We start from the raw sequence: 13543 nt of genomic DNA on the forward strand, positions 1-13543 counted from the left end.
ACCAAATAAACTCGCTAACCAATATTAAAACCAAACGCGTATGAACCAAATCTTACCATGGGCTATTGCATGTGCAATAGCAAGCCATCGCCATTGCAAAGGCAGTCCGGGGACAGCCCTTATGCAGACAGCAGTTGATTTTCATGTATTAACCATTCACGCCAATCAACCTTCTGACTTATGAAAAAACAAATACTTATCATTTGTGGACTATTGTTATGGTTCACCGCAATAGCCAGTGCCCAGAATAAAGTGATTAAAGGGCTGATCAGGGACAAGGATGGGCCACTTCCGGGGGCAGGAATTACAGAAAAAGGCACTAATAATGCTACACTCACGGATAAGGACGGCAATTTTCAGATTAACCTGACAGCAGGCGCGCAAATCCTGATCATTAGAAATGTGGGCTATGTTACCCAGGAAATAAATGTCACCGGTAAAAATAGCCTAACGGTTACGTTACTGGAAGATACCAAAGGCCTCAGTGAAGTGGTGGTCGTGGGCTACGGTACCCAAAAGAAAGTTAACCTAACCGGATCGGTCGCCTCAATTGGCTCCAAGGAGCTGGTCTCGAGACCGGTAACCAATGTCTCTTCTGCGCTGGCTGGTCTGGCACCCGGGGTGTCTGTTCAGCAAAGAAGTGGTAAACCGGGATCAGATGGGGCTTCCATTCGTATCCGGGGTCTGGGTACATTAAATAACAACAACCCACTGGTGGTGGTAGATGGAATCATTGGCACTATGGATGCGGTAAACCCAGAGGATATTGAAAACATATCGGTATTAAAAGACGGTGCTGCGGGTGCCATTTATGGGTCACTATCTGGCAATGGGGTCATTTTAATTACCACCAAAAAAGGAAAGACGGGCACCAATAATGTCACTTACTCGGGGATACTTTCCTTTGCACGTCCCAGTAATTTACCGGATTTCATCTCAGATTATGCCCGCTTTATGCGCCTGACGAATGAAAGTGCACGAAATTTGGGCATAGCCGATGTGTATAAGGCCAGCACGATTGAAACCTGGGATAAAGCCAATGCAGATCCCAATGGGATGAGTGCGGGAGGGGTGCCTAATTATGTGGCCTATCCCAATACCAATTGGGCGGACTGGATTTTTGCAAAAAATGAAGTGGTGCAAAACCACAATGTAACGGTAAATGGCGGGAGCGATAAGATTACCTATAATGTGTCTGCAGGGTATTTGGGTAATGGCGGCATCATGCCCAATACGGGTTTGAAAAGGTATCAGTTCAGGGCCAACCTGGAGTCTAAAATCAATAAGTTTATTACACTGGGTACCCAGACCTTCCTCTCTACACGTTCCATTGGCAAAGCAAATACAGAGAGTGCCTTTAATTTCATCTGGCAGACCAATCCGGGTATTTATCCTGAATATAACGGACGATATGGTTTTGCCCCGGCGACCGAAGAACCGGTGACCAACAACAACTTGTTAACCTACCTGTACAGTACGGGGGGCAAAGACAAGGAGTCTCGTCTCAATTCTACGCTGTATGGTATTTTTACCCTATACAAAGGCCTGACTTTTGAGAGTAAGGTCAATTACCAGGACAGGTATCAGGAACTCAGTACCTTCGCCTTACCTATTGAAAGATGGGATTTCTCAACCAATACCCAAAGGGTATTCTTGTCTGCGCCCAACGAGCTGAGTACCAGTTACAGCTTCAATAAAAACTACACCGTTACTTTTGATAATGTGCTGCGCTATGCGACCTCAATTGGTGACCATGATATTGGTGCATTAGCCGGATACAACCAGTTCAATTACAATTATTATGATTTCAATGCCTCAAAAAGAGGATTGATTGATTATGACATCACTACACTGGGATCGGCAGGGGAGTTTGCCAATACCGCAGGCGGCAGAGAATATGACAGGAGCATGCGTTCCTGGTTTGGCANRGNNCKGAAKWRYGNCKTRTARRKMMARAKAKYWKWTCKMRGCGGTAGCGCGTTATGACGGCTCCTCTAAATTTGCAGATGGCAGCAGGCATGGATTTTTCCCTTCCTTTTCTGCGGGATGGCGCGTTTCTGAAGAGCCTTTTATGAAAGGCTTAAAGGATAAGATTCAAAACTTAAAAATACGTGCATCCTGGGGCAAGGTGGGTAACAACAACATGAGCCCGGATGACGATAAGGGCAACTATGATTATCTGGCTACCTATAATAAAATAAATTACTCATTTAATAACGCTTCGGCAACCGGTCTTGCGGTGACAAAGATTGGCAACCCTTTGCTGGTGTGGGAGAGTTCAACACTTGCCAATATTGGTATTGAAGCAACGGCCCTAAACGGGAGATTAAATGTTGAATTGGATGTATATGATAAAAAAACCGAGGATATATTGACCACTCCGCCGATTCCTTTAACCGCCGGAACGGCCGCTGCACCTACTCAGAATACAGCGAACATGAGCAACAAAGGGATTGAAGTGAGCCTGGGCTGGAAAGACAAAGTGGGGGAGTTCAGCTACCTGGTGTCAGGGAATTTCGCTTACAATTATAACAGGGTAACGAATTACAGAGGTAACCTTTCAGAAGGTTATGTGACCGATGCGACAGGAGCCAGGGTATACAGCTCCAATATCGGGCAGGTATCCAGCGGTGGTGATACCCGTATTATAGATGGACGCATCATGAATGAATACTACCTGTTGACACCACACAAGGGTAGCGGTGCCTATAAAAATAGTGATGGAACCGTAAACATTAACGGTGGGCCTAAAGACGGTATGATCAGAACGCCAGCGGATTTAGACTGGGTAAACAGCATGATTGCCGCAGGGTACAAGTTTCAACCGGTAGGGACTGTCGGTAAAGGTCAGCTGTATTATGGAGACCTGATTTACAGCGACGTAAACGGGGATGGCATTTATGGCAATAGTTTCGATAAGCAATTTGCCAATGTATCCACCGAACCGAAATATACTTTCGGTTTAAACCTTGCTGCTTCCTATAAAGGCTTCGACTTCAGTATGCTCTGGGCGGCGAGTACGGGTATGAACTATCTGTATAACCAGGCAGGGATTAACAATACCGTTACCCGTCTGGGTACCGGGATCGGGACAAATATTGCAGACAACAGCTACTATTACAACGAGGCCAACCCAGGGGATCCTGCAAACCGTATAAATGGAAGCCTGCCACGTTTGAAGTGGCTCTCCGATAGTCAAAGCAATATTGCCAGTACGTTCTGGCTGTATAATGCTTCTTACCTGAAGCTCAAGAATGTTCAGTTGGGGTATACGTTTGCGCAGGGCCTGATTCAGAAAATCGGATTGAGCAAACTTAGGGTTTACGTATCGGGAGAAAATCTGTTTATGGTCACCAATTATCCCGGCCTTGATCCGGAGGCGGGCATTAACCTTTCTTACCCGACAATGAAACAATTTGCCGCTGGTTTAATGGCTACTTTTTAAAAGACAATTACGATGAAACACTATAGACATTATGTTAAAAGAACMWTCCNWKCTYMKYKCAGTAAGCATCAGTGTGGCGGGTTGTAAAAAGAATTTACTGGATAAAGAACCTTTTGATGCAGTTAGCTCCGCCAGTATGTGGACAACCGATAACCTGACTGATCTGGGGGTAACCGGCGTGTATCAGACCTTGCGTTTAGGTACGCAGAACAGCGGACCTTCGCAAAGGGAATTGTACCAAATGGATGCCCTGGGCTTTACTTCGATGTATCGAGGAGGGAATGAAATGATGAATGGCACCGCAACCACCTCAAGCGGACGCTTTGCAGATACCTGGAAGGAATTGTATGAAGGGGTGGCGCGCAGCAACGACGCGATCTTGAATATTGCTGTCCGTTCTCCTTCCGCGCTGCAGAAAAAGGCACGCTATATTGCAGAATGTAAATTTTTGAGGGCTTATTTTTATTATCGCCTAAATCAGTTGTATAAAGGTGTTCCTATCTATCTGGAACCTGTACCGGTTACCGGGTTGACAAAGCCAAGGGAAACCGAAGAAAAGGTATGGGAGGTCGTGTTAACGGATCTTAGCGATGCCATTAACGAAACCAACCTACCGAATAAATATACAAAGGGTAACGCGCAGCATGGGCATGTTACCAAGGGTGCGGCTTATGCCTTGCGCGGTAAAGTGTACCTCTACTTAAAAAAATGGGATCTCGCGGCAGCAGATTTTAGTAAAGTAAAGGAAGCAGGATACTCCGTTTTCATGGGTTCAGGACCCGGTGCTGCTACTTACAAAGCTTTATTTAAAGAAGGAAATGAGCAATCGGATGAGATGATTTTTTCCATTCAGAACATTGGTGTGGATGGATTCGGATCCACAACCCAGTGGTACCTGGGTACACGTTCGGCCTTTGGTTCCAACTGGAACAATTATTACATCAATCCTGCGCTGGTAGATCTGTATGAGAATATCGATGGGAGCAAATTCAACTGGGATAATGTGATACCCGGTTACAATGCAATGCCAGCAGGCAAGCGGGAGGTTTATTTTTTAAGGAACAATTTGTCGGCAGATGATGTCGCTGCATTTACCAAAAAAGGCCTGGACATGTCCTTGTATTTGCCTGCCGGTAATGAGCAGCGCATACAGGCAGCTTATGCCAACAGGGATCCCAGGTTAAGCGCTACGGTTATTGTTCCTTACGCAACTTTTCTGGGAAGAGCGCCTTTTGCGGGTGCAGGTGATCAGGTGTACACCAGCAGATGGCCATCCAAAAATGATCAGCCGCCTATGCTGGACCTGTTTACGGATAGCCGGGATCAATTCTTTTACCTGCATCGGAAATTCGTTTATGAAGGATCTAACGAAACCTTAAACCGTCAGTTTGGACCTATTGATTTTCCGATCATCAGGTATGCCGACGTGCTTTTAATGTGGGCAGAAGCCTTAAATGAGCAGGGATTGACGGATGATGCGGTGGTTAAGGTCAATGAGGTCAGGACCAGGGCAGGGGTTGCTGGTCTGAATTCATCACCGGCGACAATGGTGGCTGGTCAGGCTGATTTAAGAACGCGCATACAAAACGAGCGAAGGATTGAGCTGGCAGGTGAAGGGGTGAATTATTTTGATGAGCTGCGCTGGGGTACCTTAAAAGACAAGGTGTTCTTCGCAAACAGTGGTGTAAACCAGGTATGGGGTTCGGTTACTGTTCCTTATGTCTTTAAAGATAACATTACCATTTGGCCTATTCCTCAAACAGAGACCGAAATGAATCCAAATTTAAAACAGCAGTCTGTCTGGTAAGGAGAAGCAGCGCACAACACAACTGCTTGATAGCTATGAAAAAAAAGTTTGCATTGTTAACCCTGAGCATTTGGTGTGTTTTCGCCAGTGCTCAGGAAAATGCCACGAAGCGCCATCTGGTTTGGTCCGATGAATTTAATTATTCGGGACTTCCGGATGCGCAGAAATGGGCGTATGAAACGGGCTTTGTCCGCAATAAAGAACCCCAGTATTACACCAGTAAACGCTTGGAAAATGCCCGTGTAAAGAATGGGGTGCTGACCATTGAGGCCAGGAAGGAAAAATATAAGGATGCCGAATATACCTCAGCCAGTTTAATCACCCTGGGTAAACAGCATTTTAGATATGGCCGGATTGAAGTGAGGGCCAAAGTCTGCAAAGGGCTGGGTGGATGGCCGGCCATCTGGATGCTGGGTACAAACCGCGAGCTGGTCAAGTGGCCAAATTGCGGAGAAATAGACATAATGGAATATGTAGGTAAGGATTCTGCACAGGTTTATGGTACGGTACATTTTCCGGACGCCGCAGGTAGATATACATATGAAGGAAAGAAGCCTGTGCTGGGTAAGCCTTATGAGGATTTTCATGTATATGCTGTAGACTGGAATGCGGACCGCATTGAATTTTATTACGATAGCCTGAAGTATTTTGTTTTTGACCTGAACAAGGCAGATGCAGGAACAGAAAATCCATTCAGAAAGGATTTTTACCTGCTCCTTAACCTGGCGCTTGGACATGCCGGGAATCTAGGAGGCGCATTAAACGACAAGATCCTGCCGCTAAAATATGAGGTGGATTACGTAAGGGTATACCAATGAGCAGGACGGGTAAAATGGGCATGAATCTGGTCATCGGCTTTTTTCTTGTTTTCTTCCAACTGATGGCAACAGGAGCACAGGCTAAGGAGGAAACAAAAGCAAGGGAGCTGATTCCCTTGACTGCTGGCTGGCAGTTTTACTTTGCGTATAATTTCGAAAACAACATCCAAAAAGAAAGGATCAGCTTACCACATACCTGGAATGCGCAGGAGGTATCGAAAGGTGTGGCCAATTACAACCGGACCTCGGCTGTTTATGAGCGTACGCTGGATGTTACCCAAGCTATGACAGGCAAAAGACTTTTTCTGTATTTTGAAGGGGCGAATAGTGTAGCCACCCTGTTGGTGAACAATAAATATGTGGGTGAGCACCATGGTGGTTATACGGCCTTTTGCCTTGAGATTACCGCTTTTGTAAAAACAGGTGCCAATTCAATCAGGGTGCAGGTGAGCAATGCGCAGCGCCTGGACGTATTGCCTTTACATGGAGACTTTAATGTGTATGGGGGGCTCCATCGCCCGGTTTCTTTACTGGTCACAGACCGGAATTGCATTAGTCCTTTGGATTACGGTTCACCGGGAGTATATATCGGTCAGCAGGTATCCCCCGGGCGGGCGCAGGTATCGGTTTTAACCAGGTTGTCTGTGACGGAAGGAAAGGGATTAAGCCTAAAAACGACGGTATATGATGAGGATAAAAAGATCGTGGCTGAGTCCGTTGCCCAAGTCGGGGAGGAAAATAAAGATTCCCTCAGGCAGGAGCTGAACATCCCTCACCCACATTTGTGGAATGGAAAGGCTGATCCGTATCTGTACACAGTGAAAGTTAGTTTATGGAAAGCAGATCGGGTGATGGATCAGGTTGTTCAGTCTTTAGGCTTACGTTATTTTCATGTTGATCCGGATAGGGGTTTCTTTTTGAATGGGAAATACCTGGACCTGTATGGTGCCGGACGACATGAGGATGTTTCCGGTAGTGGTTCTGCTTTAAGTCATGCGGATCAGGATAGGGACATGGAGCTGATCAGGACGTTGGGGGCTACGGCGATGCGGCTGACGCATTATCCTCAAAATGAATATTTTTATGACCTTTGTGACCGCAATGGCATCATACTCTGGTCTGAGATTCCTTTTGTGGGTCCTGGGGGATATACCGGTATGGGCTATCTGAAAAATGCCGACCTGGAACAACACATCAGGACCATGCTGACCGAATTGATCAAGCAAAACTTTAACCATCCCTCCATTTGTTTTTGGGGCATGTTTAACGAATTAAAGCTCAACTATGATGATCCCCAGCCTTTTGTCAAGACATTGGCAGCACTGGCAAAAAAAGAAGATCCAGGGCGTTTAACTACCCTTGCCTCCAACTTAGGAACGGAGGAGTTTAGCGGGCTTACTGATTTGATGGGCTGGAACAAATACTACGGCTGGTACGGAGGAAGTTTTGGACAGGTTGGGGAATGGGCTGACCAGACACATCTTGCATTGCCTCAAAAGCCAATTGCGATCAGCGAGTACGGAGCTGGGGCGAGTCCCTTTAAACATACCGAAGAGCTGGTTGCTCCCTCGCCACAAGGCAGGTTTCATCCTGAGGAGTGGCAGACGGCTTTCCACGAAAGGCATTGGGCCGAACTGAGCAGACGACCTTTTGTATGGGGTAAATTTGTCTGGGTGCTGGCGGACTTTGGTTCCTCTATCCGGACAGAGGGTGACCATGATGCCATCAATGATAAAGGGCTAGTCAGCTATGACAGGAAAATTAAAAAGGACGCTTTCTATTTTTATAAGGCAAATTGGAATGCGGAACCCATGGTTTATCTTGCCGAACGGAGAAACCTGGTTCGACGTAAAAGGCTGACCACAGTCAAAGTCTTTACCACTTTATCCGAGGTGCAGTTGTGGGTAAATCAAAAACGTCATCCCAGCAAAAAGCCGAATGAAATGAATACTGCTACCTGGGAAAATGTGGAGTTGCAGCCCGGTAAAAACAGCATCGTTGTAAAGGGGGTGAAGGAAGGCCGGACATGGGAAGATCACTGTGAATGGCTATTGAAACCTTAACCTTTTAAAAATCCCGGGCTCGCCATTCTGTACGGCAGAAGAGATTGCCTGACTTTTGTTTTTTGCTGTCCGGATAGTTTCTTTTTTAGGTAGTTTATAGAGCAGCAAGATCAGAACAATTTGTGGAGCAGAAAGCATTAAGGGTGACTAAAAGTGTCATACCTATACTTAGTTCAGGTGGGTCTGTTTGCTTAGCCCTGTCTGGACTCAAATGCTTGATGCTTTAGCCGGGATTATTTCCTGGAGCTAATAGTATGTTCATTGGATAATGGATCGTGTTCTATCTAATAAGGGATAGTCTCTTTTTTTAATCTTAAAACAACCTTCTGAATCTGTGGTGAAAATAAAAGAATAGCAATGATGAAAATTAAACCCACAAGCATCAGATCATAATAATCTCGGGTTGCACGAGCCAATATTTGTTGTCATACTAGTTTATTAAAATGCGCTACTGAAGCTCCTTTTGCTGTATAGATATCGCTGCCTGCATTTATATAGTTGTTTTGAATATCCAGTAGGGTGACGGATAATTGTGGGTTAGTTTCGGTTATTGTTTCTCGAAGTTTTTCCCTAACTGCGGATTTGGAAAATAATCGAATTTCATTATTAAGAGCCAGACTCGCGGTAAAGCCGGTGAACCTCGCAAATATTCCGACAAGCGACGCATTTAACGCAATCTTTGGCGGTGCTGCGGAGCTGGTAAATGAAACAATTGGAACAAATAAAACTCCTGTTGCAACACCATAGATAAACATAGGCAGGATGAAGTTAAGACAATGTCAAGAGTGTAGAATAACTGTACGTTTTATTTTCCAAGAGTAAGAAATCTACTTGTTTTCAGGATATTAATGTGCCTCTCGGTACATTTTTGGCGTAATGCCTTCCAGTCTTTTAAACAGCTTTATGAAAAAATTAGGACTATTGAATCCGGACATGTAACACGCCTCTGTTGTCGTTATGGTCGAATCTGCCATGATCTTTTTAGCCAGCTCAATCCTTTGCCGGATAACGTAATCTAAAGGTGACATATGAAATCTCTCTTTAAAGGCCTGAAAGAAGGAAGGCTTACTCATGCATGCTTGCTTTGCAAGTATATCCACACTAATCTTTTCTGTGAGGTGATCATGAACATATTGTATAGCGGGCATAAAGCGATGGTCTTGTTTTGACGACCGCTCCTGGATGCTTTCCATGTTTTGGGTCTGGATAATCCTAAGTAATAAAAATTTCAGGGAAAGGTCTGCCAGTGCGTCCTTTGCCATATTTTCTTCCATACTGATACTGATCAGCTTGTTGATGCTACTGGCCAGCTCCCTGTTGTTAGAAAAGTGATATCGTGTAAAATTAAGTTTCCATTCGAAAGGGTATTCGGTATTGGGGTAGTGCTCGTTCAGGAAAGCCAGGTTTTTGTTGACCATGTCCCAATCAAGGGCAAGTGTGGCGCATTGTACAGGATGTTTTAGGTCAGCTTCCGGAAAATCAACTTTCATCGAGATGCCTCCGGGAAGAATAACGCTTTCTCCCGGCAAAAAAACAAATCCATCTTCACCGTCAAGTGACAGCACTTTTCGGCCACGCATCATACTGGAAATGACCAATCCATCATATGACAATACCACATCACTACACTGGTGAAAAGTTTCAAAGATATTCAACTCACAATTTTTCAGATTGAATACTCTTCTGTGTTCCACCAGGGTATCCAGCGCTGTGCTGTCACTCAGGTTTATCGGAGCAAGTTTGCAAATATGGTCCATAATTTATAGATCAATTTATTTTTTCTATTAAACGCACGGCGGATAGCTATTTCTAAAATTAGGGAAAATAATCATAAACTGGGATTATTCGCCGGGTTTTCAAGAGGATCGTTCCATTAAAAGATAGGATCGTTCGGTATCCTCAGGAACCCATTGGCTATCTTGTACAAGCATATTCCAACAAAAAAACCAAATTATGAACATTACCTTAAAACAGGCAGAAGCCGCCATTGCAGCGGCAAAAGCCAAAGCGACCGAGATCAACACTTTGATGAACATTGCAGTAGTGGACAGCGGCACCAACCTGGTTGCCTTCGCCCATATGGACCAGGCCTGGCTCGGATCCATTGACATTTCCCAGAGAAAGGCACGCACGGCCAGGTATTTCAACATGAATAGCGGGGAAATAGGTAAACTCTCACAACCCGGAGGTCCCCTTTACAACATCGAACATTCAAATGGCGGACTTATTTCTTTCCCCGGTGGTGTGCTTATCAAAAATTCTGATGGTGAGATCCTGGGAGCAATTGGCGTCTCTGGCGATTCGGTGGAAAACGACCATATCGTTGCGCAGGCTGGTGCAGATGCGATTCTATCAACTATTTAAAATCTAATTTTATGTGTCAAAACCATGGAGTAGCTTACATCAAACCCGGAGTGGTGGAAGTAAGAGAAATAGACTATCCCAAGCTTGCACTGGGTAACCGTAAATGTGAGCATGGCGTAATACTGAAAATAGTATCTACCAACATATGCGGAAGCGACCAGCATATGGTCCGTGGACGGACCACCGCACCAGAGGGGCTTATACTTGGCCATGAAATTACCGGGCTGGTGATAGAGGCCGGGCGGGATGTGGAGTTCATTAAGACCGGCGACCTGGTTTCCGTTCCGTTTAATATCGCATGTGGCCGTTGCCGCAATTGTAAAGCAGGCCAGACTGGTATATGTCTGAATGTGAATCCGGCCCGGCCTGGCGCTGCCTACGGTTATGTAGATATGGGTGGATGGGTTGGCGGTCAGGCCGAATATGTTATGGTGCCATATGCAGATTTCAACTTACTGAAATTTCCCGACAGCGATCAGGCTATGGAAAAGATAAAAGACCTCACATTGCTATCGGACATATTCCCGACCGGTTTTCATGGCGCGGTAACAGCCGGTGTAGGACCGGGAACTATTGTGTATGTTGCCGGGGCAGGTCCGGTGGGACTTGCCTGTGCGGCTTCCTGCCATTTGCTGGGTGCGGCGCTGGTAATCGTTGGGGATATGATAGATGAAAGGCTCGCGCAGGCCCGAAGCTTTGGCTGCGAGGTGATCGACCTGAAAAAAGATGCAACCTTGGCCGAACAGATCGAAGCCATTGTGGGTGTGCCTGAAGTTGATTGCGCCGTTGATTGTGTAGGCTTTGAAGCTAAAGGTCATGGCCATGACAGTGACCATGAACAACCCGCTACTGTCCTGAATGCGATCATGGAGGTAACCCGGGCGGGTGGGCAGCTGGGAATTCCTGGTCTCTATGTAACCGGGGATCCGGGCGGTGTGGACGAGGCAGCAAAAAACGGAAGCCTGAGTATCCGGATTGGATTGGGTTGGGCCAAGTCGCATTCTATCCATACCGGACAATGCCCGGTCATGAAATACCACCGGCAGCTAATGAATGCGATCCTTTACGATAAAATAAAGATTGCACAAGCGGTCAATGTTGAGGTGATTTCCCTGCAGGATTCGGTGAAAGGATACCGTGATTTCGACAAGGGTGCTGCAAAGAAATTCGTAATCGATCCGCATGGAATGATCGCTTAGATATCAATCTATGATAATCCAAATGAGGCGTCAGTTTTGCTGACGCCTTTTCCCTGGGATTACGTCAAAAAGATAACGCGTTAAATGTGTTCATAAGGTGCATATTTACATAGTTGAAAACGGGGTGTATATTTCAGAAAATGCTGAAGGGATGTGCAAAAACCGACACGCCCTAGACCAGTGACATGTCGGTTTCATGCCCTAAAACGCGTATTTAAAAGTAAGGCTGAAGCGTGCTGGTTCGAAACTGGTACCATGTGTCAGTTCCCACATTGGCCGCCAGTCGAATCCTGCAGCAATGGGGGCCTTTGGAACTTTAAATTCCAATCCGGCCTGAGGACGTAGCAGAAAACCATTTGTACCGGTACCAAAATAAAATTGAGGGCCGATTCCCAAATTCCAGTTTAAGCCAGGGGCACCTGGTATCCCTTGATTATAAGAATATTCCGCACCAAGAACAGTCAGGCTGTTACCAAATAAAAGCATAGCCTGTCCTGCATGGTTGCCAGTAAAAAAATGCTTGGCATGCGGGCCAACGAAAGTACCACCCGTACCCAGGTCAAGCATCAAACCAAAGCCCGTGTTATAGGGAGCTTTTTCCTGGGCGGATGATACTTTTGCGGAAAAGATTTGTGTGACCGTAAGGAATACGGCGATTAAAAGGGAATTTTTCATAAGTCAATAGTTTTGGTTTAACGATTCAAAGTTGATGAATGTATTGCGATTATAAAATCCCGCGATTTGCTTATTTTTGATCTCATGGTTTTCCGGTATATTGAGAAAATGCCAGATAAAGTTGATCCGCATTAGGTATATTGCTAAATAATTTTTGCCTGTTGTAGATCATATGAAAAATCTATTTCTGCTCATATATCTGATCAGTTGGTCCCTGACTGCTAGTACTCAGCAATTGGTAAACTCCAGGGCCGATGATTTGGAGCGAAAGCTTAAAAGCAGCCTCAGGTATACTGACAGTGCAAAAGTAATGATGGAACTGTCTAACTACTGGGCCTATATCGACTCGGCAAAGTCGATGAGTTATGCCAGGCAACTGATGGGGCTATATAGACACCATAAAGACCGGCAGGGTATTGGCGTCGCTTACTATTACATTGCCGGAACGTACATGGATGCCGGTAAAAACGAAATCGCAGAAGCACAGTTCCATAAAGCCAGGGCAATTCTCGAAAAAGATACCGCTTATAATGCACAACATTACCTGGCCAGGGTCTGGCATAACATTGGCGCCTTACATCAACGTCAGGGAGACAGCAAGGCATATGTGGACATCTTGCTGAACAAAGCCGTACCGATTCTGGAAGCGATTAACGATACGGTAACACTTGCGCGTAACTACAGTGACATCGGGCAAATTTTCGTCAATACCAACCAGTTTGATAAATCTCTTTCCTGGTATAAAAAGGCAATCAAAACTTTACAGCATTATTCCGGCTATGAAGATCTCGCACTGGCCTACCTTGGGGCTGCCAGGTCCATTCTGTTTAAAGGAGATTTTAGCAAGGCCCCGGCACAGCAAATTAAATCTTACCTGGATCAGGCCGCAAAAGTTCTGAAACCCAATCCCAGGGCTCCCGCATGGATTGAATATTTTATGAACATGGGCCTGTACCGTATGGAGATAGATAAAGATCCGGCGGGTGCTGTCCAAAGCTATGATCAAGGACTGGCCCTGGCATCGGAACTCAACGATGATTATTTACAGCTGGAGCTACTTAACAGAAAGTATTACCTTTATGACAAACAGAAGCAATACCCGCTGGCCAAAGCTACCGCCTACCAGCTATACGCGTTGATAAGCAGATATCCGATTTCTAAAAATAAGCTTA

General features: G+C 45.6%; 9 protein-coding genes and 2 pseudogenes. 8 read left to right on the forward strand and 3 right to left on the reverse strand.

Annotated elements, in window-relative coordinates; all coding sequences use genetic code 11:
- The first annotated feature begins 40 nt into the window (after positions 1 to 40).
- The 6 genes and pseudogenes from N824_RS31195 to N824_RS08855 all read left to right on the forward strand — a co-directional run bounded on the left by N824_RS31195 (position 41) and on the right by N824_RS08855 (position 8133).
- A complete protein-coding gene (locus tag N824_RS31195; protein ID WP_161662282.1) occupies positions 41 to 184 on the forward strand; it encodes a hypothetical protein in 144 nt (47 codons plus the stop codon).
- A pseudogene (locus N824_RS38285) lies at positions 181 to 1950 on the forward strand (SusC/RagA family TonB-linked outer membrane protein). Before N824_RS31195 ends, N824_RS38285 begins: the two are co-directional and overlap by 4 nt.
- Positions 1898 to 3445: pseudogene (locus tag N824_RS08840) on the forward strand (TonB-dependent receptor domain-containing protein). The pseudogenes N824_RS38285 and N824_RS08840 overlap by 53 nt, the downstream one beginning before the upstream one ends.
- Before the next feature lie 31 nt (positions 3446 to 3476).
- Entirely contained in the window at positions 3477 to 5252 is a 1776-nt protein-coding gene (locus N824_RS08845; RefSeq protein WP_052334094.1) for a RagB/SusD family nutrient uptake outer membrane protein, read from the forward strand.
- A gap of 35 nt (positions 5253 to 5287) precedes the next feature.
- The gene (locus N824_RS08850) at positions 5288 to 6070 is read left to right on the forward strand and encodes a family 16 glycosylhydrolase (RefSeq protein WP_052334095.1); all 783 of its coding nucleotides are present in this window, start codon (positions 5288 to 5290) and stop codon (positions 6068 to 6070) included.
- Complete coding sequence (locus tag N824_RS08855) at positions 6067 to 8133, forward strand: glycoside hydrolase family 2 TIM barrel-domain containing protein (protein ID WP_200869848.1); 2067 nt, start codon at positions 6067 to 6069, stop codon at positions 8131 to 8133. The genes N824_RS08850 and N824_RS08855 overlap by 4 nt, the downstream gene beginning before the upstream one ends.
- A 425-nt stretch (positions 8134 to 8558) precedes the next feature.
- Here the strand turns inward: N824_RS08855 and N824_RS08860 are convergent, their stop codons facing one another.
- Positions 8559 to 8888: a hypothetical protein gene (locus N824_RS08860; protein WP_048904798.1), complete on the reverse strand. Its 330-nt coding sequence runs from the start codon at positions 8886 to 8888 to the stop codon at positions 8559 to 8561.
- Positions 8889 to 8978: 90 nt separating this feature from the next.
- Positions 8979 to 9890, reverse strand: coding sequence for a helix-turn-helix domain-containing protein (locus N824_RS08865; RefSeq protein WP_048904799.1), 912 nt, complete (start codon positions 9888 to 9890; stop codon positions 8979 to 8981).
- 196 nt (positions 9891 to 10086) lie between these two features.
- Between N824_RS08865 and N824_RS08870 the strand changes: the two genes are divergently transcribed.
- Positions 10087 to 10497, forward strand: a complete 411-nt coding sequence (locus N824_RS08870) for a heme-binding protein (protein WP_048904800.1) — start codon at positions 10087 to 10089, stop codon at positions 10495 to 10497.
- Between the two features lie 11 nt (positions 10498 to 10508).
- Positions 10509 to 11696 (forward strand): formaldehyde dehydrogenase, glutathione-independent, encoded by a 1188-nt coding sequence (gene fdhA / locus N824_RS08875; protein WP_048904801.1) that lies wholly within the window; start codon positions 10509 to 10511, stop codon positions 11694 to 11696.
- Between the two features lie 201 nt (positions 11697 to 11897).
- Here fdhA and N824_RS08880 read toward each other — a convergent pair whose 3' ends face one another.
- The gene (locus tag N824_RS08880) at positions 11898 to 12371 is read right to left on the reverse strand and encodes a hypothetical protein (RefSeq protein ID WP_052334096.1); all 474 of its coding nucleotides are present in this window, start codon (positions 12369 to 12371) and stop codon (positions 11898 to 11900) included.
- Positions 12372 to 13543 lie beyond the last annotated feature (1172 nt).

This window comes from Pedobacter sp. V48 (genome assembly GCF_000523515.1).
Taxonomy (GTDB): domain Bacteria; phylum Bacteroidota; class Bacteroidia; order Sphingobacteriales; family Sphingobacteriaceae; genus Pedobacter.